20 protein-coding genes are annotated in these 24,640 nt (G+C 51.3%); 13 read left to right on the top strand and 7 right to left on the bottom strand.

The window, feature by feature from the left end:
- Positions 1-223: 223 nt before the first annotated feature.
- Positions 224-1,948, top strand: coding sequence for an acetate--CoA ligase (acsA, locus tag QNH46_RS15640; RefSeq protein WP_283925117.1), 1,725 nt, complete (start codon positions 224-226; stop codon positions 1,946-1,948).
- A gap of 81 nt (positions 1,949-2,029) precedes the next feature.
- Here acsA and QNH46_RS15635 read toward each other — a convergent pair whose 3' ends face one another.
- Positions 2,030-2,995, bottom strand: coding sequence for a M23 family metallopeptidase (locus tag QNH46_RS15635; RefSeq protein ID WP_283925116.1), 966 nt, complete (start codon positions 2,993-2,995; stop codon positions 2,030-2,032).
- 206 nt (positions 2,996-3,201) lie between these two features.
- On the opposite strand from QNH46_RS15635, the gene QNH46_RS15630 reads away from it, so the two are divergent.
- Together QNH46_RS15630 and QNH46_RS15625 are read left to right on the top strand one after the other, a co-directional pair.
- On the top strand, positions 3,202-3,933 hold the full coding sequence (locus tag QNH46_RS15630; protein ID WP_283925115.1) for a response regulator transcription factor: 732 nt from the start codon (positions 3,202-3,204) through the stop codon (positions 3,931-3,933).
- Complete coding sequence (locus QNH46_RS15625; protein WP_283925114.1) at positions 3,930-5,753, top strand: sensor histidine kinase; 1,824 nt, start codon at positions 3,930-3,932, stop codon at positions 5,751-5,753. Before QNH46_RS15630 ends, QNH46_RS15625 begins: the two co-directional genes overlap by 4 nt.
- A gap of 38 nt (positions 5,754-5,791) precedes the next feature.
- Here QNH46_RS15625 and QNH46_RS15620 read toward each other — a convergent pair whose 3' ends face one another.
- From QNH46_RS15620 to rpsD, 3 genes are all read right to left on the bottom strand, one after another.
- On the bottom strand, positions 5,792-6,163 hold the full coding sequence (locus QNH46_RS15620; RefSeq protein ID WP_283925113.1) for a hypothetical protein: 372 nt from the start codon (positions 6,161-6,163) through the stop codon (positions 5,792-5,794).
- 147 nt (positions 6,164-6,310) lie between these two features.
- The gene (locus QNH46_RS15615) at positions 6,311-9,382 is read right to left on the bottom strand and encodes a transglycosylase domain-containing protein (protein ID WP_283925112.1); all 3,072 of its coding nucleotides are present in this window, start codon (positions 9,380-9,382) and stop codon (positions 6,311-6,313) included.
- Positions 9,383-9,601: 219 nt separating this feature from the next.
- On the bottom strand, positions 9,602-10,201 hold the full coding sequence (gene rpsD / locus QNH46_RS15610; protein WP_283925111.1) for a 30S ribosomal protein S4: 600 nt from the start codon (positions 10,199-10,201) through the stop codon (positions 9,602-9,604).
- 500 nt (positions 10,202-10,701) lie between these two features.
- Here rpsD and QNH46_RS15605 point away from each other — a divergent pair, with 500 nt between their 5' ends.
- The 5 genes from QNH46_RS15605 to QNH46_RS15585 all read left to right on the top strand — a co-directional run bounded on the left by QNH46_RS15605 (position 10,702) and on the right by QNH46_RS15585 (position 15,718).
- Positions 10,702-12,645, top strand: coding sequence for a sensor domain-containing diguanylate cyclase (locus QNH46_RS15605; RefSeq protein WP_283925110.1), 1,944 nt, complete (start codon positions 10,702-10,704; stop codon positions 12,643-12,645).
- Between the two features lie 172 nt (positions 12,646-12,817).
- Positions 12,818-13,612 (top strand): hypothetical protein, encoded by a 795-nt coding sequence (locus QNH46_RS15600; protein ID WP_283925109.1) that lies wholly within the window; start codon positions 12,818-12,820, stop codon positions 13,610-13,612.
- Positions 13,613-13,768: 156 nt separating this feature from the next.
- Positions 13,769-14,884, top strand: a complete 1,116-nt coding sequence (locus QNH46_RS15595) for an aminopeptidase (protein WP_283925108.1) — start codon at positions 13,769-13,771, stop codon at positions 14,882-14,884.
- A gap of 83 nt (positions 14,885-14,967) precedes the next feature.
- Positions 14,968-15,213 (top strand): HPr family phosphocarrier protein, encoded by a 246-nt coding sequence (locus tag QNH46_RS15590; protein ID WP_155610300.1) that lies wholly within the window; start codon positions 14,968-14,970, stop codon positions 15,211-15,213.
- Positions 15,214-15,430: 217 nt separating this feature from the next.
- Positions 15,431-15,718 carry an Fpa/YlaN family protein gene (locus QNH46_RS15585; RefSeq protein ID WP_055107555.1) on the top strand — a complete coding sequence of 96 codons (288 nt, stop codon included), beginning with the start codon at positions 15,431-15,433 and terminating at the stop codon, positions 15,716-15,718.
- A 115-nt stretch (positions 15,719-15,833) separates the two neighbouring features.
- On the opposite strand, the gene cax is transcribed toward QNH46_RS15585, so the two are convergent.
- A complete protein-coding gene (gene cax, locus QNH46_RS15580) occupies positions 15,834-16,955 on the bottom strand; it encodes a calcium/proton exchanger (RefSeq protein ID WP_283925107.1) in 1,122 nt (373 codons plus the stop codon).
- Positions 16,956-17,105: 150 nt separating this feature from the next.
- Here cax and QNH46_RS15575 point away from each other — a divergent pair, with 150 nt between their 5' ends.
- Positions 17,106-17,468 (top strand): Asp23/Gls24 family envelope stress response protein, encoded by a 363-nt coding sequence (locus QNH46_RS15575; protein WP_155610298.1) that lies wholly within the window; start codon positions 17,106-17,108, stop codon positions 17,466-17,468.
- 101 nt (positions 17,469-17,569) lie between these two features.
- Here the strand turns inward: QNH46_RS15575 and ftsW are convergent, their stop codons facing one another.
- Positions 17,570-18,814, bottom strand: coding sequence for a putative lipid II flippase FtsW (gene ftsW, locus QNH46_RS15570; RefSeq protein WP_283925106.1), 1,245 nt, complete (start codon positions 18,812-18,814; stop codon positions 17,570-17,572).
- Between the two features lie 10 nt (positions 18,815-18,824).
- Complete coding sequence (locus tag QNH46_RS15565) at positions 18,825-19,166, bottom strand: YugN family protein (protein WP_213590446.1); 342 nt, start codon at positions 19,164-19,166, stop codon at positions 18,825-18,827.
- Positions 19,167-19,387: 221 nt separating this feature from the next.
- On the opposite strand from QNH46_RS15565, the gene QNH46_RS15560 reads away from it, so the two are divergent.
- The 4 genes from QNH46_RS15560 (at position 19,388) to QNH46_RS15545 (ending at position 24,603) form a co-directional block, all read left to right on the top strand.
- Positions 19,388-20,557 carry an amidohydrolase gene (locus QNH46_RS15560; RefSeq protein WP_283925105.1) on the top strand — a complete coding sequence of 390 codons (1,170 nt, stop codon included), beginning with the start codon at positions 19,388-19,390 and terminating at the stop codon, positions 20,555-20,557.
- A gap of 58 nt (positions 20,558-20,615) precedes the next feature.
- Complete coding sequence (locus QNH46_RS15555; protein ID WP_283925104.1) at positions 20,616-21,038, top strand: CBS domain-containing protein; 423 nt, start codon at positions 20,616-20,618, stop codon at positions 21,036-21,038.
- Positions 21,039-21,139: 101 nt separating this feature from the next.
- Complete coding sequence (locus QNH46_RS15550; protein WP_283925103.1) at positions 21,140-22,873, top strand: DNA repair helicase XPB; 1,734 nt, start codon at positions 21,140-21,142, stop codon at positions 22,871-22,873.
- A gap of 2 nt (positions 22,874-22,875) precedes the next feature.
- Positions 22,876-24,603 (top strand): helicase-associated domain-containing protein, encoded by a 1,728-nt coding sequence (locus QNH46_RS15545; RefSeq protein WP_283925102.1) that lies wholly within the window; start codon positions 22,876-22,878, stop codon positions 24,601-24,603.
- The last annotated feature ends 37 nt before the right edge of the window (positions 24,604-24,640 follow it).

The following is a 24,640-nucleotide window of genomic DNA, read 5'->3' as shown; positions in this document are numbered from 1 at the left end:
ATTCCGACATAAAACATTCATAATTAACTCTTGACATCCCGCTGCACACTGCATGACTAATTACACACTGGCCCTCATGAACAAGTGGATACCGCTTCAAACTATGCCATTAGGTTGACAGCAATAATCCGCACTATGAAATCCGCCGACGTGTATCCGTTTTCATGATTTGAATTTGCTTATTAATGGGTGCTTAAAGACAGATTCAAGGGAGGATGAAACAATGAGTCAGCTGCAAGGTGAGATTATTTCGGAGGTAGCCCCCTCGTCCAATTTGGGGAACTATGAGGAGGCTTACGCCAAATTCGATTGGGCCGATGTGGAGAAGCAATTCTCCTGGTATGATACGGGCCGCGTGAATATGGCTTATGAAGCGATCGACCGCCACGTGGATGCGGGAAAAGGCAGCCGTACGGCACTGCTGTTCAGTGATTCGAACAGGAATGAATCCTATACGTATGAAGAACTGAGTACGCTGTCCAACAAATTTGCAAATGTACTGCGCAGCTATGGCATTGGTAAGGGCGACCGCGTTTTCGTCTTTATGCCGAGAAGCCCTGAGCTGTATATCTCCGTGCTCGGTACACTCAAGGTAGGTGCGGTCGTAGGGCCGCTCTTCGAAGCTTTTATGGAAACGGCGGTCAAGGACCGGCTGGAGGATAGCGGCGCGGTAGCCATCGTCACGACGCCTGCGCTGCTGCCACGTGTCAAGCGGAACGAGCTGCCCGCGCTGAAGCATGTGTTCCTGGTCGGCGAGGATCTTCCGCAGGAAGCGGGGCTGATCGACCTGCTGGCCGAGCTGGAGAAGGCCGCACCGGAGACCGAAATCCAATGGGTCGACCGCGAGGACGGGATGATCCTGCACTATACATCGGGCTCTACGGGAAAACCTAAGGGCGTATACCACGTTCATAACGCGATGATTCAGCATTATCATACAGGCAGGGTTGTTCTGGACCTGAAGGAAGGCGACATATACTGGTGTACAGCCGATCCGGGCTGGGTGACGGGGACCTCCTATGGCATATTCGCACCTTGGCTGCTTGGGGTTACGAATGTTGTGCGCGGAGGACGCTTCAGTCCCGGGGACTGGTATGATACGATTCAGCAAAACAAAGTAACAGTCTGGTACAGTGCGCCGACCGCATTCCGGATGTTGATGGGAGCAGGGGAAGACATCATCGGCCAATACGATCTGTCTTCGCTGAGACATGTCTTATCCGTCGGCGAGCCGCTGAATCCTGAGGTCGTACGCTGGGGACATAGAGTATACGGACTGCGCATTCATGATACATGGTGGATGACGGAAACCGGCGGACAACTGATCTGCAACTACCCATCGATGCCGCTGAAGCCGGGCTCCATGGGCAAGCCGGTCCCGGGCATCGAAGCCGCGATTATCGACGATAACGGCAAAATTCTGCCGCCTAACCGGATGGGAAATCTGGCCATCCGTACACCTTGGCCAGCCATGATGCGGTTAATCTGGAATAACGCTCCGAAATATGAGGAGTATTTCCGGGTTCCGGGGTGGTACATTTCCGGCGACACGGCTTATATGGACGAAGACGGTTATTTCTGGTTCCAGGGCCGGATTGACGACGTCATCAATTCCTCCGGGGAGCGAATTGGCCCATTTGAGGTGGAGAGCAAGCTGCTGGAGCATCCGGCCGTTGCGGAAGCGGGCGTGATCGGCAAGCCTGACCCGACGCGGGGAGAAATCATCAAAGCGTTCATCTCCCTGCTGGATGGATACGAGCCTTCGGAGGAGCTGAAGGCGGACATCGCGCGCTTCGTGAAGGAAGGGTTATCGGCCCATGCCGCACCGCGCGAAATCGAGTTCAAGGATAAGCTGCCGAAGACGCGCTCCGGCAAAATCATGCGCCGCGTGCTCAAGGCCTGGGAGTTGAATCTTCCAACCGGGGATCTGTCGACGATAGAGGATTGATAACAAACTATAGGCATGATCGATATTAATACAAGAAAGACGCCGGGGTGAACCATGTCAGCCCCGGCGTCTTTCTCATAGTCAGCCTTCAACAAATTGTCCCTTGATGGGTTCAAGATCGTTTTTGAATTTTATGCGAATCGATTTGCCCTTCTCCAGACTTGGTTGATCGGACACCTGGAAATGAATATGCGCTTCGCTGGAATTTCCGGAATTGCCGGTAAGTCCAAGCGTCTGGCCTCGCTTGACCTTTTGCCCCTCTTGCACGCTGATCGATCCTTGTTTGAAATGCGCCAATATACTGTACTCCCCTTGATGGTCGATGATGATGTAATTCCCGGCGGGATGCTGCTCGTTCATAGTGCCGGCAGGAGCATTATCCTCCACGTCGTTAACGACCTCCATGATGATGCCGTCCGCTGGAGCCAGCACCTCCCGCCCGAAAGCATGGAAGCTTTCATTTTCCGCCGGGTCCCCTTCATAACTGCTGGTTTCCTCAACGACGATGAAATCGTAAGCATAGCGCTGGGTTTCGTAAGCGTAGTGATAATTCAAGAGCACGTTGCTGCCGCCCCAGAAGGTGAGCCATTCCCCTTTAAACGGTAAACTGTATTCTTGCTCGGTGTAATCGTTATCCGTTGCGGGATAAGAGGACAGATTTACAATTTGCAGCCCCCATATGACTCCGTTCTGGTCTGTTACAGCGGAAATTCCTTTGCTGGAGGAAGGATCGAGCCATACATAGTCCGTCATGCCGTTGACTGCTATCTTTGATTGCATCACAAACGTATCATTAGCCCCAAAGAAAGATTGCGACAGCTCTTTGATTTGCTGCATCGTGACTTGGCTTTGAAAATCGGGGCTAAGCGTGTTGTACACTTGATTATAATATCCATTCTGCAACGCCTCGGGAAGCAGATCGATATTTTCCAGCATACCGGCGGATTCTGGGGAACCTTTGGATGGTTGTAATTGTTGTGATTCCGGCAGGCTGCAACCTGTAAATAAGTATAGGGCTATTAGGCAAATCAGCAATTTTGCATTCATATGGCACCTCTCCCGTTCTACATCGAGTTGATCTTTATGTTTGTAATTATAGCTGCTGGAGATGAACGATAGAGAAACAGGGGATGAACAGTTGCTTAAATGTATTAGGTCACAGTTAAGGTACTGTTAAGGTTCAAGAAGCCATAAGGAAATATGGATATGTTACAATGAGCATAACTATATTCAAGGACAGGGAGGACGGAAAAATGAGCCAGCCTCATATCCTGCTGGTGGATGACGAGAAGGCAATTCTTAAATTACTGCATACGGTCTTGGCCAAGGAAGGCTATACCGACGTGGACTCCGTCGGGAGTGCAGAGGAGGCTATTGAGGCCTGCCGTTCCAAGCCCTACGATCTCATCCTTTTAGATGTGATGCTTCCAGGTAAAAGCGGCTTTGAAGCAGCTCCATTCATTCGCGAAATGACGGATGCGCCGATATTGTTTTTGACGGCCCGTTCGACGGATTTAGACAAGCTGACCGGGTTTGCAATTGGAGGAGATGATTATATCGTCAAGCCGTTCAATCCTCTTGAGGTCATCGCCCGGTTGAGAGTGCATCTTAGAAGAACTGCTGGATCCGGATCGTCAGCATCCCTGCCCGCAAAGAGGACGGGGACTCAAGAAATATATGATTTTGGCTATTTCGTAGTGGATGGAACCGCCAAGGAACTGACTGTAAACGGACGGGCTGTCGACTGTCCGGCCCAAGTCTTTCAACTGCTATTATTTTTATGCCGCCATCCTAACCGCGTATTTCCCAAAGACGAGCTGTATGAGCGGGTTTGGGGCGAATCTGCAATCAGCGATGACAACACAGTTATGGTACATATTCACCGTATACGAGAGCGAATTGAGCCGAATCCCGCCAAACCTGTATTTTTGGTGACGGTTCGTGGACTAGGTTATAAGCTGGTTCGAAGAGGAACAGAATCATGACGATGCGCCGCCGCTTTGTATGGATATTTATCAGGCAGTGGTTAACTGTTGGGGCCATTACGGCAATATGCATCGTGATGATGTTTTTTTGGATCGCTGAAAAAATGACTGAACTGGATTTGAAACGGAATTTCTCCCGCGTGGCGCTGGAATCCATCATGGACGCATATTCGCTTCGGGAGGACGGCTCTCCGCATATTTCGCCCAGGTTGCTGAAGCAAGTCGAGGAGAATGGCGGCTGGCTCCAGGTATTGAATGAGCAAGGGGAGGCAACGACTGCCTACTTCACGCCGCCGGATGTTCCCGCAAAATATAAGCCTGGCCAACTGATCGACTATTTCAACCGACAGCAGCCGTTTCCTTACCGGCTCTATATATTGATACGTCCGATTGAAGGGGAGATGGTCACGCTGCTGTATGGTGTCAAGGAGCCGCTGGATACGGCGGCGTCTGTATTGGCCGAGGACAGTGAGAGATTTGAGCGCTTAATCATGGAGGCAAGGCCAGCCGAATCAGCCTCTGGATTTGATGAATGGCCCATGGAGATAAGATACTGCCTGGAAGAATACGAGGCCGGCATACAGCTGCTGAGCCCTGAGGGGAAAGAGCTGTTGTCGTATCGCCTGCCTTCTGGGGTCCCACAGCAATATTCACCACAAGACCTTGTGTTGAGATTGCAATACCCGGAACGGTACGGCATGCGTATGGAAATGAGAACGGAGCCTGGCACCGAAAGGATTTGGCTGGTTCACGCTCCATATTATGCTGCTGCTGGCATCGGCTTAACACCGCTGGGCCCAACTGTCAATAGCGAGGGTCAGCTCATGATGTACGGCTTTGGCAGTCTCCTGCTTATCCTGCTGCTTGCCTGCGGCGGGTTGGCATTGTGGCAGGGAAATAAATTCGGGTTGCCTATGCTGCACGTGATGCGCTGGCTGGAGCACTTGGCGCACCGGCAATACAAGGAGCCGATTGACCGTCATGGCAGGCCGATAAGCAAGCGGCGTTCCGGCCGTCTGAAGCGCAGGTATAAAGCGTATGCTGAAGTTGTTGATTCTGTTCAAAAATTATCTCAGCAGTTGGAGCAGCATGAGCTGGAACGGGAGCAGAGCGAGCGAATGCGTGAAGAATGGATTGCGGGCTTGTCCCATGATTTGAAAACACCGCTCTCCTCTATATACGGTTATGCCCAGCTGCTGCGATCCGGACAATATGAGTGGGAGAGGGAGGAAGTTACGGAGTTTGCGGCTACTATGGTGGAAAAGGCAGAATACATGGACGAACTGATCCAGGATTTGAATTTGCTTTATCGCCTCAAACATGCCTCTGACACCCTGCACCTGGAATGCCGCAATATGAATGAGGTGGCGGGGGATGCAGTGGCGCACATTGCGCAGGATCCTGCATGGTCGCCATATAAATGCGAGTGGGTTCCTGCCCCAGAGGAAATTTATTATCGAGTTGATCCTATCGCATTTCGCCGTATGATGGATAATATTATGATCAATGCTATGCTGCATAATCCGCAAGGGACCCAGTTGAAAGTCCGGATGCAGAAAGGCCCGGGAACTGGCTTCGCCTTACAGTTTGAAGATAACGGGACCGGTATGGACGAGACTACCCGGAGCAGTCTATTTCACCGGTACTACCGGGGAACGGCAACGGACCGTATTGCGTCAGGCAGCGGCTTAGGCATGGCTATAGCGAAAGAAATTGCCGAGGCGCATGGGGGAACGGTTGAGGTGCGAAGTGCGGTGGGGCGGGGAACATTAATTACGGTAAGCTTCAGCGAAATAAGAGAGGACACCCGGCAGATCTAAGTACGATCTAGCCGAATGTCCCGGAGGCCTCAAGGATATTAAATAGATCTGAAGCCGTTGGGCAAGACGCCAGTTCTGCGAATCGCCCGAATTTCCGCCAGGCTTAGACGCCTATTGGAGCTGATGATCGATTCAGGCTCACTGCCTGCAATAATGTCGTCTAGATCGGCAATATTGGTTACGCCCCGAAAAACCCGGAATCTTCCTCTGAAATTCGTGCGGGAGAACAGAACTAAGGTAGCACCTGAGTTCGGAGAGAAGAAGCGCAGGCTCTCGATGTCGCCAAATGTGCGCTCTAGGTTCCGTATTCCGACATTACCGCGAACGACAAATCTGCGTCCTCTGTAATTCTCGTCTCGAAACAAGCGAAGTCTTGGAAAAACGGCTTGAGAGATCATTGCTTTACTCATGCTGTCACCTCCTTCGCGAACAGTATATGAATCTTAAAACTCGGCTGCTTGGACATAGTTCCCATTGAAAACAAACCAAATCAAGTTTCTCAAAAAAAAGGCTTCCACCGGAACGAAATGTTCCGTGGAAGCTTTTGGTGTTCGCGGTTATTTCTTAAACTGCACCGAACCAGAAGGCGAGGATTCTCCCAGCGCATTGATCGCCGTGACCCTGACCCAACCGCTTGGCGCATCCGTTTTAAACGAGAAATGCGTGGCTGGGGTCGAGCCTAGTCTGGAATACACGCCATCTGCGGTATCCGATAAATAGATCTGGTATTTCGTAATATGTTCCTCGGACGCATTGGCTGCCCAGGATACCGTAATTTCCTGATCGTTGATCTGCGCTCCGACTTGCCCTGGTGCGTTAGGCGGGGCTAAATCGTCCAAATCAATATCCGGCAATGATTCCTGATCCGAACCATCCGGATTGGGAATGCCACTCCAGCTATTGAAGCTAACGATGGCGCTTGGCGCGGATTCTCTTCCAGCAACGTCTACCGCTGTGATGTAGTAGGCGTAATTCCCTCCGGAGCCCGAGTCTGTGAACAAGGTGTCTTGACCCGTCAGCACGACCTTCCCTGTGCCCTTGAAGGCAGCTCCGCCTTCCGACCGGTACAGGCGATAGCCGACGACGTCATTTTCTGGATTTTTGGCAAAAGATATTTTGGCCGCGCCGCCTGCCGCAGTCAGATGGACATCACTTGGCGGCGATGGATCCTTGCCATCGTCTTTCCTTGGATCCGGCTTGGTTGGAGCATCTTCGCCAGCATCCTTCGGCATATAGAAGCTAAGCGGTCTATGACCGCCTTTCATGCCGGAAAAGGCCTTCTGAAGCTCGTCGACAAGCTCCTTAATTGGCTTCTCGCGCTTCATGACGACTTTCTCCAGTACCATGTCGGAAGGGGTCGTGTCATGCGGAATATAGTTCACGCCTTCATATGTGATATATTTCGTCCGAACCAGCACGTCATCCGGCTCGGTAGGGACGTATTCCGCGTTAAATATGTCCGTAACCACTTTTCCAGCCTGCTGTGTAAGGGCAGTCGGCAGCTTGCCGCTATAGCCTGAGACGGTTTTGGTTACGATGCCGTCAGGCTTCTCGAATTGTTTCGTTTGAAACAGCTCCGGTTTGCTGTCGGTCACTTCATTCATCACCTTGGCCCAGATGGAGCGAGCTCTCGACTTGCCTGCGTCAGACAGCGTATTAACCGGTTCTTTATAACCGATCCAGACGCCTAGCGACACGTCGGGAGTATACCCCATAAACCATACGTCCGCATAATTTTGCGTAGAGCCCGTTTTACCGACAATTGGGATTTTTCCATAGCTTTTGAAATCACTTTTAAGCGATCGGGCAGTTCCGTCGGTAATGACCGTACGAAGCATATCTGTCATCAAATAGGCGGTCTGTTTGGAAAAGACCGGTTCAGGCTCCACCTGATGCTTATAGATGACATTGCCTTTAAAATCGGTGATTTTCTCGATCATGTAGGCATCGGTGAATTCTCCGCCATTGGCGATTGTGCTATACGCGTTCGTAAGTTCCTCAACAGTGACACCGTATTTAAGGCCGCCAAGGACGCCGGTCTGCGCCCCGTAGTCTTCCTCGACCAATGTGGTAATGCCGAGCTTCTTGGCGAACTCCCAGGCTTGCTCGATGCCTACGGTTTGATTAAACACCTTCAGCGCCGGTACGTTTCGCGATTCATTCAGCGCTGTTCTTGCTGTAACCAAGCCTTTGTAGCCGCCGCTTGAATTTACCGGAATATGATAGCCCTTGGAGTAATCCCGCAAAATAATCGGCGAGTCATCGATGATGCTGGCCGGCTGGATCAGACCGAGTTCCATTGCCGGCAGATAGGCGGCGATCGGCTTCATTGTGGAGCCGGGCTGCCTTTTCATTTGTGTAGCATAGTTCATTTGCTCCGTATAGAAGTCCCGGCCTTCAATCATGCCGAGAATGGCTCCAGAACGGTTGTCGAGCATAATGGCAGCGACCTGCTCAAGCCCTTTCTTCTCGCTGTAAGGGCTGAAATTGTCAGCGTTCTCCGACACCTTATGCATGGCATTGTACACTTGCTTATCGATGGTCGTGTATACCCGGTAGCCCCCCGTCAGAAGCTGCTGCCGCGCTTCTTCGAGCAGCTGCGGATTGCCCAGCAGCTCTTCTTTGGTCATCTCCGGATTATTCATCATGGCGATGACGAGAGCGCCCTGCCGCTCGGTTTCCAGCATTAAATAAGGATAGGTCTCGTAAGCTTTTTTTGTTTGTGCTGCCAAAGAGCCTTTAATGTCAAAGGCTAAAGCCTCGTCATACTGCTCTCTGGTAATCTTGTTTTCTTCCAGCATGCGGGACAGCACGAGCTGCTGCCGCTTGATGGCACGCGCAAATGCTTCTTCGTTGAACTCACCCTTGCCGTTAAAGGCGGAATAGGCGGAAGGAAGCTGAGGCAGCCCCGCCAGATAAGCCGTCTGGGCAATGTTGAGCTCGTTTAGGTTGGTGACGTTGAATATCCCCTTGGCGGCAGCTTTGATGCCGTAGACCTGATATCCGTTTGAGCCATTGCCAAAAGGAACCTTATTTAAATAAGCTGTAATGATTTCAGGTTTGGAGAGAAAACGTTCCAGACGTACAGCAAGAAAAATTTCCTTCACCTTCCGGTTAGCGGTTTTGTCGAGGCTCAGAAATACGCGTCTGGCCAGCTGCTGAGTCAGTGTGCTGCCCCCGGTCTGTACATCCTCCTTCAGGAGCCGTTGCTTAACCGCACGCATTGTTCCATTAAAATCGACGCCGATATGGCGGTAGAAGTTGTTGTCCTCGATAGCGATTACCGCATCTATGACGGAAGCAGGAATTTCATCATAACTGACCGGCCGTCGGTCTTCTTCCGAACGAAGCTGGCCAATGCCTGAGCCGTCGCGGAAATAGGCGAAGCCTGTCATCTCGTTATGATTGATTTTCGCTTCTATATCGGCACGGGATCGCACGGGGTCATCCTTCACGATCGAGGTGACATACCCGAATACGGCGCCTCCGGCAAAGAGAACGGCAGCGAATCCGAACAGGGTCAGCCAGCCCAGCGTCATCCAGACCCAGCGCCATTTCGAGCGTTTTGGCGCTTTTGCCTTGTTCTTCTGTTGCTTTTTGTTGGAGCTTGTATCGTTATCGCGAGCCATGAAATATCCTCCTTTTTAACAGCAACATTATAGCATAAATTAAGGGATTTGAATGCTCTTTCAAAGATTGGCCACGCAGAAAAAAATGATTCTGGCCTGACAATCACGGTTCTGGACTTGTAAAAAGTATGTATTTTATAACTAGCTAAAATGCATTGCTCGGCAGAAAATACAAAAACCGACCCGATCCTTGCGGACGAGTCGGTTTTGTGAAGCTTATTAACGGTTGTAGAACTCGACGATTTGCTTCTCGTCAATGTCTTGGGACAACTCGGAACGCTCTGGCAAACGGATGAATTTGCCTTCCAGCGCTTGGTCGTTGAACTCAAGGTAAGCAGGAATGTGAGTGCGGTTCTCCAAGGCTTCCTTAATGGAAGAAAGACCGCGGCTTCTTTCGCGAAGACCGATTACGTCGCCAGTGCTTACGGAGTAAGAAGCGATGTCAACTTTTTTGCCGTTAACGGTAACGTGTCCGTGGGATACCAATTGACGTGCGCCTGCACGGGAGTTGGCAAAGCCCAGACGGTATACCAAGTTGTCCAAACGAGTCTCGAGGAGGAACATGAAGTTCTCACCCGCGATACCGCTCATTTTTTGAGCTTTGTTGAACAAAGTGCGGAATTGCTTCTCGCCAAGACCATACATGTGGCGAAGCTTTTGTTTTTCTTGAAGCTGCATACCGTAGTTACTGATTTTTCTCCGTTGGGTTGGACCATGTTGTCCCGGAGGGAATGGGCGCTTCAATTCTTTTCCAGTGCCGCTCAAGGAAATGCCAAGACGGCGGCTAAGTTTAAATTTAGGACCAGTGTAACGTGCCATTGTATAGGTAGACTCCTTTAATTTGAAATTTTCGCTATAGGGTTCTACTTGCGCGGACTTTGTTTAGTAAGCGAAGGATAGAAGATAATTACGCTTATCTGTCAGGAAAGTTCAGCCGCTGTCCCGACAGCAACAAAATCCAGAGGGTGCCGCATGCGTTACGCCCTAATCAAAGACCTATCCAGTCTTCTTCAACAATATATATTATATGAAATCATCGGATAAAGTCAAGATGGGTTTTTTGTATGAAAAGCGGTAAAAAACGTAGTTTATGTCGATAGGGCTTTCGGCCTAAAAAAGTATGACGGAATGGAGTAAAATTAATGCAAAAAGGGACGGAAGATAGTAAAATAAACATATAGTCACAAAAAAGAATCAAGGAGCGAAACTGACTGGACGGACGAGACAAACATGAGCAGCTGTTATACATGGACAGAGTTGAATAGCTTAGGTTACCAATAAATCGCCGTATTCCAAGTGCGACGAAAAGGAGTTTTCCTATGGCCAAACAATCAAGAGACGACCCGATGATAGATACAATTCCGAATTCTTCGCTGTCTGTGCTATTTGAGGAAGCAAGTGAGCATATGAGTTGGCTGGAACAACTCGATATAACAGAGCATGATTATTCATATATTGAACCGTTCATACAGAAAGGCTACGCGGATTGGAAGCAGGAGATTTCCGGATTGCTTGAACTTGACGGGGGATGGTGGTTTGTGGCCAATCATACCGGGACGATCATCGATGCGGACATGCCGATCCCGGAGCTCGTGGCCGAGACGATCGCCGCCACCGTACAAAGCCTTGAATGTACCGTCCGTTCCTTCGAATGCTTCAGCTGCATTGCCGTACCGGTCTTAACGCGGAGTAACGGGCAGTTGTTCGCCGTATTCGGCTGCGTGCTGGATGAAGGCATAAGTGCTGATGCTTCGCTCATATTGGCAAAAATGAACGCCCATTATTTCCGGGCCTGCTTCTATAAGAGATTCCATTCCTGGTTCGTGCTTGATTTGCTGAGCATCCAGAGACAGACCAAACGCGAGGAGCATCGTCGCTCCATCTTGTTCCAGGTCGTTCAGAAGCTGTATGGCAAAATCGACGTCGATTCCATTTTGTCGGAAGTGTTCGAGAGAATTGCCGGCATGTATCCAGATGCCAAGGCCGAGCTGCTCATGTCACAGGATCACGTCAGCCGCGATCCGAGGGTCAAGTCGCTTCTGCTGCACGGAGAGCAGGAGCATATCTGCGTTAGGGCTTTTATGGAAGGCAGGATGCTGCGCAAAGAGCTGCAGAGTACAGAGGGCGAGCCTTACATAGAAATTGCGGTTCCTCTCATCGGCAAGCAGGGCGTTTACGGGGTGTTTCATTTGCTGCTGCCTAAGGATCAGGTAGAGGAAATCGATTTACAGCTCATCAGCATGCTGGCCGATACGGCGGGGACTGCCTTCGAGAACGCGAAACTGTACGAGCAATCCAATCTGCTGATCAGCGAGCTGCGGCTAATCAATGAATTGACTAAACGGCTCAATCAAAGTCTCCGTCCCAAAGAAGTTTTTAAATTCGCGACGGAAGAGCTGCTGTCGATTTTTAAAGCCGAATTTTGCTGCATCTCGCAAATCACCAAAGAAAACGAGCATTTCGAAATCATGTCCAGCAATGTGCCGTCGTTGTCCAAGGAGTTTTTTCCGAAGGATTACGGCTTTAGCGGGTTGGTCTACTCGACGCAGGAGCCGATTATTCTGTCAGATTACAAGGCCTATGGCAAGTTTTCTTCTAAAATGATGGAAATCACGGACTCCCGCTCCCTGATTGCCGCTCCTTTGATCGTCAGGGGAGAGGTGAACGGCGTTATTATGCTTTCCCACCGGGAAGAACGGTTTTTCTCTTATGAGAATTACAAGCTGCTGCAGGTGCTGGCTTCCCATATCGGCCTTGCAATCGCTAATGCTTCTCTGCATGCGGAAGTACGTAGGATGGCCAATCGGGACATGCTCACAGGACTGTATGCGCGGCATTATTTGGATGATACGATTCAGGAATTTCAGAAGAAGGACACCAACGGCTCATTGATTGTCGTCGATATCGATCAGTTTAAGGGGATCAATGATACGTACGGGCATCAAACCGGAGACAAGATCCTGAAGCAGGTATGTTCGATTATCAGGAGCACGATACGCAAGACGGATATCGCTGCCCGGTGGGGCGGCGAAGAGCTTGCCTTGTACTTGCCGGGAGCGAGCATGGAGCACGGGCTGCAGATCGCGGAGATGATTCGTTTGCGCGTAGAACAGGAGACCGAACCGAAGGTGACTGTATCGTGCGGCATTGCCGAATGGACCCGGGATGATGACAGGATCAGTGTTGAATCATTGTTCTACCAGGCGGATATGGCTTTGTACAAAGCGAAAAATAACGGCAGAAATCAAACGCAGGCGGGTTAAATAATATAGTGCTGTTTCATGATGACTGTCTCACGTAGTGAGGCAGTTTTTTGCTGTGCTGGCGCATAGATTCTTTGGGCAGGGACAGCCTACAGCTAACAGGCTTTATCCTAAGGGAGGAATCAGCATCATGGGTCTACTTCACAGGTTCATCTTAGCGAGCTTTTGCTTGATGGCTGCAGTGTTGATGTCGTCCTGCCGCCTGCAGGAGGCGCGAAGCGGCGAGCAATGGTTTAATCACGCGTGGTCTGGCCTGGCCGGCGTAGATGCTTTGACCTTTCAGGGCAAAGCGGCATTATGGCGCGGAGAGCAGGGGGTACTGGAACAAAATTTAAACTATAGCGGCAGGCTGGATGACCATCACCGCCTGACCATGCGGACCGTCATTGCGGAAGGGGCGTCCGGCAGCAAGGGAAGCCTGCTGGCATCGGGGACTCGCCCGGGGGAAAAATATGAAACGAAGCTTGTGGCGCAGGGACGGCGCTGGCATATTGTTTCTGACGAAGAGTCGCTGGGCAAGGGGCTGGTACGGCTTAACCCGCTGGAACAGCTGGAGCATATCCGCAATGCCCGGAAATCGATCAAGCTGGAGAGCGGGGCAGCCAGAGGAACGAAGGTGCTGCGGATTGAACTTGATGCCGCGGATGCACAGGCTTTGATTGGCAGTGAGCTGGAGGAAGAGATGAAGCAGGTAAGGCAGAAATGGGAAAGCAAGCTTGCCAAGCTGCCGAATGCGGAACGGGCGAAGCTGGCTAGCCAGTCGGAGCAGATCTGGAGTGCGGGAAATAAACAGCTTGCCGAAATGCTGAATCAAGCTGAGATTCAAGCTGTATACCATCTAACCCTCAATTCGAAGACAGGGCTTCCGATGCGCCTGACCTCCGAATCGAGGATAGCGTATTTGAGCCCGCAAGGTGCTCCGCAGCAGGAGATGCTGCGTACAGATAACCGATTTGATTATAAATAGCAAGCTGGTTATTTTTCGAATATCTCCTAATCTCTTGGAAGAGAGCGGCAGACCGTGCTACAATAGAAAACGAATTAACCAGCGTTCAACTAACAGAGCAGCTTCCTGTCAAGATGGGAATGCTGCTTATCTAAATTAGAGGAGGCGTAAGTCTGTATGCGAGATCCAAGAATACAGAAATTGGCGGAAAATTTGGTGGGCTATTCCGTTAACGTTCAGCCAGGAGAAAACGTGCTCGTGGAGATGATCGGCAATGAAAGGGATTTGCTGATCGCGATTGTTGAAGAGGTTGGCAGAAAGGGCGGGAATGCCTTTGTGGAGCTGACCGACCGGACAGTGCAGCGTTCGCTTTTCAAATATGCAAACGAGGAACAGATGAAAACCTGGGCAGAAATTGACCTTAACCGGATGAAGCAGATGGATTGCTATATCGGTATCCGGGCCGGCACGAATGTGAACGAGTTGTCCGATGTTCCTGAGGAGAAAATGAAGCTGTACAATTCGCTTTATTCCCATCCTGTACATAGCGAGCAGCGGGTGAAGCATACGAAATGGGTCGTCCTTCGTTATCCAAACGCCAGCATGGCGCAATTGGCGAACGCGAGCACCGAAGCCTTCGAGAATTTCTATTTCGATGTATGCAACCTGGATTACGCCAAAATGGACCGGGCGCAGGATGCATTAGCCGATCTAATGAAGCGCACGGATAAAGTCCGGATTACCGGCCCTGGTACGGATTTGTCCTTCTCCATTAAAGGAATCGGAGCCATCAAGTGCTCGGGAGAGCGCAACATCCCGGACGGCGAGGTATATACGGCGCCAGTCAGAGATTCGGTAAACGGTACGATCAGCTATAACACGCCTACTTTGTATAACGGGATTACGTTCGAGAACATCAAGTTCCGCTTCGAGAATGGAAGAATCGTGGAGGCAACGAGCAACGATACGGACAACCTCAACAAAATCCTCGATACGGACGGAGGATCACGTTATATTGGCGAGTTTGCGATCGGCTTCAATCCGTACATTTTGCACCCGATGAAGGATATTCTGTTTGACGAGAAGATTGCCGGCAGCCTTCATTTTACGCCGGGCCAGGCTTATGAAGAGGCATTTAACGGGAACAAATCCTCCATACATTGGGATCTGGTGCTTATCCAACGTCCGGAATACGGCGGCGGGGAAATTTATTTCGATGACGTGCTCATCCGCAAAGACGGAATATTTGTAGTGCCTGAGCTGGAGGCGTTGAATCCGGAGAACCTGAAATAGAGAGAATATACCTTGCTAGGGAAGCGGATTCAATGTATCATGGTAATATATTTATTCCAAAGTTAGACGCGGAGGGATTCGAAATGGCGAACAACAATCAAGCGGTAGTTGAAATTGCTCAAACTGCGAGCAAATTTTCATCATCCATCGTTCTTCAAGCAGATAATAAGTACATCGATGTAAAAAGTATTTTGGGTCTCTTCACAACGCTGGTAAACACGCAAAGCTATGAGCTTCATGTTCACGGACCAGATGCGGATGCCGCGAAGGCTGCCGTATCTGAAGTGTTTGCAAAGCACGGCTTGAATGTGAAGGTAGTTGCCGAATAATCGCTCATTCGAAGAAGCACTCTTGCCGATGCAGGCAAGGGTGCTTTTTTGAACATATTAGAAGTATCATTCCGGGATGTGCGAAACGTCTTACCCAATTGGGGAGACTTGGGAAAGGGATTATTTAGAGAGGTTCTTGTATTGGCTTTCGATTTCGTCTAATATTAAGAATAGAGTAGATGAGTGATCGACTTTAGGGACATAGGGGGGAAGAAACATGACTTCATCTGATTTGCAGGAGCAACTGAATCTGAAAGCATTAAATCTTCTGCAGGAAGATGCGGATAAAATACAGAAGCTGATCGAAGTGCAGATGGAGAACCTGGCTACGCGTTACTGCCCTCTCTATGAGGAAGTATTGGATACCCAGATGTATGGTTTCTCCAGACAGGTTGACTACGCGGTTCGTGTCGGGCTCATTCAAGAGTCAACAGGCAAACAAATTTTGAACAAGCTAGAGCGGAATTTGGCCCTGTTATACGAAGCGATGAATAATAAAGAGTAGCCTGTTAATAGAAACAGGCTTACATACCACAGAAAGCGTACAATCCCGTTATCGCCGGGATGTACGCTTTCTTTGTTTGTTTCGCTGTGATGGCCGCCCTGACGTTCTTACGGCGTTATACGAGGTAGAACGAGACCCCCAGAATTGCATAGACAGCAATCAGGAGCAGGCCCTCATACCAGTTCGTCTGTCCGTCCTGAGTAATCGATTTGGCGATGAAGACGGACACGCCAATGGCTGCAAGCTCAATTACAGTGAACACGATGTCCATCGGCCGGCCGAAGAGGTGACTGACAAAAATCAGCACCGGAGCAACGAACAAAGCGATTTGCAGACTGCTGCCCACGGCGATTTCTACGGAGGCGCCGATCTTATTTTTCATGGCGAGTAAAATGGCTGCGCTGTGTTCTGCTGCGTTCCCGACGATAGCGACAACGAAGGCACCGACAAATATTTCGCTAAGACCGAAACGCTCTGTGAACGTATCCAATGTTCCAACGAGCCATTCGCTGACAAAAGCGACCATGATCGTTGCCAGGACGAGATACGTGATCGATTTGCCTTTGGACCATGCGGGCGGCAATTCATGCGAGCCCCCTGCAGTAGCCAGGGCGATGCTGTCTGTTTCGGCGGCAGCTCCATTGTCCGCTCCTTTGCCGGCTTCCGTGACATCGGCCAAATAATCCTTATGCGTAATCATGGAGAAGACGAGCCATAGCAAATAGGAAGCGATGAGGATTCCGGCGACGACGAGGCTAAGCGCAGTCCGGTCCTCTTCATGGAGGACGTGCGTCTGCAGGAAAATAGCTGGTACAAACAAGGCGATAATCGCCACGATCATCAACGAGCCGTTCATGCCCGCCAGTGATACGTTGTACCGTTGTATTTTATGCTTTAATCCGCCAGCGAACAGGCTTAAACCGAGGACAAGCAGCAGATTTCCGATAATCGAGCCGGTAATGCTCGCTTTGACCATGTCGAATAATCCTTCGCGAACGAGCAGAATGCCGATGATCAGCTCCGCAGCGTTCCCGAAGGTTGCGTTCAGAAATCCGCCCAGGCGCTGTCCGGCATAATGAGCTACGCTTTCGGTCGCTTTTCCCAGAAATCCGGCAACAAAAATGACAGCAACGGCGGAAATGATAAACTGCAGGGTGGCCGGCCAGTGTGCGTAATGCCCTGCGGCGCTTAAAATAAAGAAAATGATCAACAGGCTTGGCGATACATATTTTCGCATATTGGCACCTCGGCTTTGCGTGAATATATCAAACTCAATATAACCAATTTGGGTAAAATAAAAACGATACACCAAAAGAATATTCCACATTTGCTTTACAGCAGCATAGGAATTACAATAAATATAATGAGGTTGAAGGAGGAATTGACCATGACCGAACAATTACAGTTAGATAATGGGCTTATTCGAATTTCAGACGACGTCGTTGCAAAAATCGCCGGGATGGCGGCCCTGGAAACGCCGGGAATCGCGGCTATGTCTGGCGGCTTGTCCGAAGGCTGGGCGAAGCGGTTAAGCGGCAAAAATGTGCAAAAGGGCGTCACCGTAGAAGTCGGTCAGTTGGAAGCGGCAATTGATCTCCGTATTATTGTGCTGTACGAGACGCCGATTCACGAGGTGTGCCGGATGCTTCAGCAAAATGTTCGTGAAGCGGTCGAAAGCATGACAGGACTTAAAACCGTGGAAGTCAATGTGAAAGTTGAAGGCGTTGCATTCAAGGATGATGAAATCTGATCGTGCAGCGTGACGGTACATAGATCGTTCGAGAATTTCAGAACCGAACCGGTATGGAAGAAAGAAGACTACGGGGATCCCGTAGTCTTCTTTCGTTCTTGCTATAAATGGCGGCGTCTCGGATGGCTCAGCTCATACGATGGATCCTTTACAACGACCGATTTGGTTCGTTCCTGCTTTGCAGGCAGGGAGGAGTCGCGCGAGATGCTGAGGACAATGCCCATTGCTCCCATCATGACCAGCAGGGAGGAGCCGCCGTAGCTGATGAATGGCAGGGTTACGCCGGTAATGGGGATCGTTCGCGTTACGCCTCCGATATTAACGAAGGCCTGGATGGCGATGAGTCCCATAATCCCAACGCCGGTCAGCAAGCCGAACGTACTGGAGCAGCGGAGTGAGACCAGCAGTCCCCTCCATATAAAATAGGTGTATAACAATAGGAAAATAATGCTTCCAATGAAACCGAATTCTTCACCAATGACTGAGAATATAAAGTCATTATAGGAATTCGGGAGGTAATGCAGCTTCTGAATGCCTTGGCCGAATCCTGCTCCTGTTAAGCCGCCATGTCCTAGCGCAGTTAAGGAATGGATAATGTTATATCCTGTGTGCTGCGGATCCTCCCAAGGGTTAATGAATGATGTAATTCGTCCTACTTTATAGTTGCTGCCTGCTTGTTTCTCGCTTGGATTAATTTGCTCTAAAAGGGCGCCGGCACCGAGTACGATGCTGGCTCCAAGGATAAGCAAAGCGATAGAACCTAAAATATGTTTCAAATTTGCTCCGCCGGCAAATATAATCAGGCCTGCGGTAGCGACCAGAATCATGCATGAGCCAAAATCGGGCTGCAGCATGATAAGACCAGCCACAAATCCGACGATGACCATCACGGGAATATAGCCTGTTCTTAAATCCCGAAAACGATCCCCTTTCTTTGAAATCAGAGCAGCCAGATAAAGGATCGTAGCAATTTTCGCCAGCTCGGTAGGTTGAACGCCGAGGCCGAAGATCATAAACCAGCTTCTTGCCCCAAAGATATCGTCAGCTAAAAATGGAACAAGCATAAGCATAATAATAGTTACAATAAAAACCGGAACAAAAAGCTTCTTGAATTTGTCATAAGGAATGTTCATCGTAATGAACATGAGGATCAGGCCGACTCCTCCAAAAGCTATTTGACGTTTCGTAAAGTACATCAAATCATAACCAAATTTTTCACTTACCAAAGTAATGCTGGAGCTGGAACTGAAAACCATGACGATCCCGAAGCCAACCAATAACAGGGTGAGGATGAGCAGTTGAAAATCGGGAGCTCCGCGTTTGGGCTCTGATTTGCTGTCTCTCATGCCAAATTCCTTATGCCTCTAGAAGCTGCTTCAGTTCGGTTAGCTTTAGGTTGGCCGTCTTTTGTACGAATGACGGAATTTCCGATTCGTATTCCAGCCCGTGCGGGAATGTAGCCCGTCCGATATAGACCGCTTCAATTTCCAGAACCGTGTCCGGACGCTCCAATTTGCCCTCTACAGCCCGCGTGTTAATGCGAAGGAAGTACTCGTTATCATTTGCTTCTATTTTGTAATCGTATGTAGCCCGGTAATATTCCCATTGCCAGCGAATAAACCCGACTTTCTCTGCGGATTCGTCCAAATAGGACAAGTCGCTCTTTAATCCGTTCAAACCGGTATTTTCGAGAATCATCGTGTAAAATGCCTCCTTAAAAGTTCTTCTCCCATGATATTATGTTTCCACCACTTGTGCAAGCATAGGAAACGCTTCAAAAGGGTGAAGGGACGCTGTTTATCGTGATTTGCCCTATATTGAGGGCGCTGATTTTTCTGCTACAATAATACATATCGTATGCCGGCGGGCATGCTGCCGGCAGTTTGATGCGTGATTGATGAAGAAGGAAGTGGAAGTCCATGAGAGAGGAAACGCTAAAATCATTGTTTCCGGCTATGGTGGAGCGGAGACGGTATTTGCACCGCCACCCGGAATTGTCGTTCAAGGAACAGAAAACGGCGGCATACATCGCTGATGAGCTAAAGAAGCTGGGCATTGATGCAGCGGTGGGGATCGGAGGGAACGGGGTTGTAGGCACCGTTCGCGGCCATTTGCCGGGGAAGACGGTTGCGCTGCGTGCTGATATGGATGCACTGCCGATACAGGACGAGAAGACGTGCGAATATGCGTCTTTGGTTCCCGGCGTTATGCATGCGTGTGGACATGACGGCCATACGGCCGTTCTGCTCGGGGTTGCCGAATATTTCAGCACCCGGAGAGAGACGCTTCAGGGCGAAATCCGGCTCATCTTTCAGCCGGCGGAGGAGGTCTGTCCGGGCGGGGCACTGTCCATGATTGAGGCCGGGGCGCTGGATGGCGTGGACGTGATTTACGGCGTGCATTTGTGGACGCCAATCCCGGTAGGCGCGGCGGCCAGCCGGCCCGGGCCGATGATGGCCTCGACCGATGAATTCTTCATCGAGCTGTCAGGCCGCGGAGGCCATGGTGGCATGCCGCATGCCGCGGTGGACAGCGTTGTTGCCGGGGCAGCGCTTGTTCTCCAGCTGCAGAGTGTCGTCAGCCGTTCAGTCAATCCGCTGGATCCCGCTGTCGTGACGATCGGCTCCATTCATGGGGGGACGGCTCAGAATGTCATTGCCGACACATGCCGATTGGCCGGTACGGTCCGATGCTTCCAAGAGGAGACCCGCAGGATAATCCGCGAACGGATCGAGCAGCTGACTGAAGGGACGGCACAGGCTTATGGGGCGGGCGTGACGGTCGATTATATGACCGGCTATCCGAGCCTGGTCAATCATCCGGAGGAATATGAGAGGTTTCGGGAGGTTGCGGAGCGGGAGACCGGGCTGTCAAGCGAGCTCTCTCCGCAAATTATGCCTGCCGAGGATTTTGCTTACTATTTGCAGCGGGTTCCCGGCTGCTTCATGCTTGTAGGAGCCGGAAATCCGGAGAAGAATGCGATGTATCCGCACCACCATCCAAAATTTGATATCGATGAAAAGGCGATGCTGCATGCGGCAAGCCTTTTGATCGCGATGGCGGAAGCTTATCAAGAAAGCAGCATTTGAAGGATCATGCATAATATAGCTCCCTCCTAGGAAATCTAGATGATGGAGGGATGGCATAATGAGAAAAGTAAAGGATATCATGACTGACCAAGTAGTTACCGTATCGCCAAAGGACAATATCTATGAGGTTGCGGTAAAAATGAAAAACAATGATACAGGCTTCATTCCCGTCGTCGAAAATGGAGACCGGCTGATCGGAGTTATTACCGACCGTGATCTCGTCATTCGGGCGATTGCGGAGAAGCATCCGGGTTCTACAGCCGTAGAGACGGTTATGACACGGGGCATCCGCTGCGCTTCGCCGGACACGCCGGTTGACGAGGCTGCGGATATGATGGCGGAGCAGCAAATTCGCCGCCTGCCGGTTACAGAAGGAGAACGGCTCATCGGGATCGTGTCGCTTGGGGATATGGCTGTACGCAACAATTTTGCGGATGAAGCCGGCGATGCGCTGAGCGATATTTCCCACCAAGTCCACTAGTCATGCTAAGGCCAATTTAAGAGAAGAGGTTCGCATCATGCTTGCGGGCTTCTTCTTTTCCATATCACAGACTTTTGGAAGGAATAAGGAGGCTTTATGGGATGAACGGAACGGGAGCGTGCATCGTGCAGCGTGATTTTACGGTTCTTCTGGAGAAGGGGCATCCCGGCTTCGAACAGGCCAAAAACAAGCTGGCTCTCTTTGCAGAACTCGTCAAAAGTCCGGCCATGTTTCATACATACCGAATTACGCCGCTATCTTTATGGAATGCTGCAGCGAGTGGCCAAACGGTGGACGATGTCGTGGAGATGCTGTGCTGCCTGTCGAGATGGGAGGTACCGGGTAAGGTGCTTTCCGACATCCGCATGTGGATGTCTCGTTACGGCTCTCTGGCTTTAATTCGAACAGACGGTGCTCCAGGCATGCTCTATCTTGAGCTTCGTTACTCGAACCCGGCCCTGCTGGATCAGTTGGAGAGGGAACCGTCGCTGGCTTCTTTCAGGCTGCAGCGGGACGGATTCCGGCTGTGCTTTCCAGCGGTGTTTCGCGGCCTGCTGAAGCAGGAGGCGGCACGTCTAGGTTATCCCGTCATCGATGAAGCGGGGTACCATCGCGGACATACATTGCCGGTCGCTCTAAGGAGCGTGGCTGGGGATGGCCAACCATTTGCACTGAGGGATTACCAGGCAGCAGGCGTCGATGCGTTTGCCGGCCGGGTGAATCCGGCCGAAGGGCAGGCGGGACATGGCGGAAGCGGAGTGATCGTGCTGCCGTGCGGGGCTGGAAAGACGATAGTAGGGCTTGCCGCACTGGAGCGCTTGCAATGCGAAACGCTGATCCTGACCTCGAATGTAACCTCCGTACGGCAATGGATTACTGAGATTTGCCAGAAGACGACGCTGACGTCCGAACAGATCGGGGAATATTCCGGCGACAAGAAGCAGGTACGTCCGGTTACCGTTTCAACATATCAAATTTTAACCCACCGCACGAAAAAAGACGGCGATTTTCAGCATATGCGCTTATTCAACGAAAGAGATTGGGGACTGATCATTTACGATGAGGTGCACCTGCTCCCGGCTCCCGTATTCCGGGCTACGGCTGATATTCAAGCGACCCGGCGCCTCGGGCTGACGGCTACGCTCGTCCGGGAAGACGGCTGCGAGCGGGATGTCTTCTCGCTGATCGGACCTAAACTTTATGAGGTGCCTTGGCGCGAATTGGAGCGAACCGGGTATATCGCCAGGGTCGAATGCCAGGAGATTCAGGTTGCGATGGCCCCGTCCTTAAGGGAAAAGTATGAAGCCGCGCAAGGGCGCGAGAAGTTTAGAATCGCATCCGAAAATTCCCGGAAGACCGCCTGGCTGGAGCGGTTGCTGCGCTTGCATGAAGGCCGGCAAATCCTCGTCATCGGCCAATATTTACAGCAGCTTGCCCAGGCAGCATGCGTGCTTCAGGCACCGCTTATTACAGGCAGTACCCCGCAGGAGGAGCGAGTCCGGCTGTTCCAGGCGTTTCGCGAACGGCAGATTCAAGTACTTGTCGTTTCCAAAGTAGCCAATTTTGCCGTAGATCTGCCGGATGCGTCAGTGGCCGTGCAGATCTCAGGCAGCTTCGGCTCAAGACAGGAGGAAGCGCAGCGGCTCGGCCGGTTACTGCGGCCGAAGGCGACGGGAGAAAAGGCATATTTCTATAGCTTGGTTTCCGCGGACAGCAGGGAGCAGCATTTTGCCCTGCGCCGTCAGCTCTTTCTTGTCGAGCAGGGCTATGCATACATGATTCGCCGTGATGAAGCTATCTTTCAAGATGATGCTTCCCAGTCGGAGGTGCTTTAAGCATGAACAGGGAATGCATGACATCGAAAGAAATGCGGGGCTGCGAACGCGGAGCGGAAGGACTCCCGCCAGCCGCTAAAATAGCCTTATCCTTAATCTTTCGCCGATTCGCCGGGCTCTCCTTCAAGCTGGAGCATCTGCCGAAGGCCGCCGAGGGCCGGACCACGGCGGCCGATTTGCGTGCAGCCGTTCCGGCATTGCTGCGTCATCGCTATATGGCTTCGGCCCGTAATTCATGGGGTGAGCGTCTATTCTACATTCCGCAGGAAATTGCAGACTTGCTCCAGGGTGAATGGATGCAACCCAAGCTTGAGCCGGTCAGCGCCAGCGAAATCAAGCTTATCCAAGAGGCGAAGCGGGGGCTTGCGCTGGATTTGTTCCGCAGCCTCGTTTGGATTGCAAAGCACGGTATTCCCGTTACGGCAAAAGGAGACATTTACCAACGGGCACTGGCAAAATTAAGCGGGCAAACAGCGCTGCAGCCCGAAGACGTAACGGGCTTGGGGCTTGGCTATCCCCACCAAGAGACGATTCCGGCTTCAACGGCGGTCGTGCTGGATTTGCTGCTGGATATGGAGCTTATCATTCAGGCTCCAAAAGCGTGGCAGTTGAATATGCAGGCAATAGCTTTCTGGCTAGAACAGAATGTGGACGGAATGAACGCAGAGCTGTATCGCCGAATTCAAATGAAATATGTTCCTGCGGAGGCAGGACTGCAGCATTTTGTTAATGCTATGTCATCTCCGGTTTTCGTGCCCGGCGAGTGGTATTCCATAGAGATGCTTATCCAATGGCTGCAGGAGGAAAGGCTGCTTCGCCTTGACCCACCTGAGGAAAGGCGGAGCTGGCTATGGGGCTGGCTGGAGGCGATGTGCGGCTTCGGCTGGCTGGAGCTGGGTTGCCATGATGCGGAGGGACGAGCCTTTCGCTGGATAGATCAGCCAAGAAGGCTTGGGGTGGCGCAGGACGCTTTGCATTGGGGTGAAGACGGTGAAACGGCGGAATCCGGCTTTTGCGTTCAGCCAGATTTTGAAATCATGGTGCCCCCAGAAGTGTCTTTTGCCTTCCGATGGGAGCTGGAAGCCATTAGCGAATGCATTTATGCGGACCGCATGTCGGTGTATCGCATTACGCGAGAGAGCATCGCCGAAGGGATCCGGCTTGGCCGCTCCTGGCGGGAAGCGCTCCGTCAATTGCAGCGCTCCTCTTCGGGCGTCCCGGACAACGTAGCCCTTGCCCTCGAAGAATGGGGGAGGGAGCTTGGAGAACCGGGGGAGTCGCGGGTTTTCCCGAGGCTGGATGGTTCTTTGCCCAAGTTGCCCGAGGTAGGAGGGCCGAACGGTAATCCGCTGTCTGGAGGCAGCGGCTGGATATTTTGCGGGGAGGACCGCTCTTCATATCGCCTATTTGATACTGGCCTGGAGCGGGAAGAGCTGTTTCCGGGGCTGGATCAGGTTCCGGCCATATGGCTGAAGACGGTAAGAAGCTACCATTCCTCAACCGCCCGGGAAATGGTGAGCCAGGCTATGAAGTGGCATGTCATGCTCGCCTTGGGAATCAAAGGAGAAATGTATGAATATTTGCCCGCAGGCCTGCAAGGGGGAGCGGATTGGCAGGTTACAGGCAAACTGTTCTCGCCCAATTCATCTGAAGGACGCGATGCCGTGCTGACTCCGGAAAATTGGGAGATTATGCGTCTGCTCCTTCCAGAGATCGTTGCGGAAGACTAGAACGGAGCAATCGCGGGAAACCCTTCTGCTCGGAAAC

Origin of the sequence: Paenibacillus woosongensis (assembly GCF_030122845.1) — a bacterium.
GTDB lineage: Bacteria > Bacillota > Bacilli > Paenibacillales > Paenibacillaceae > Fontibacillus > Fontibacillus woosongensis_A.
The sequence above is the reverse complement of the archived record's forward strand: the minus strand, read 5'-3'. Positions and strand labels throughout refer to the sequence as shown.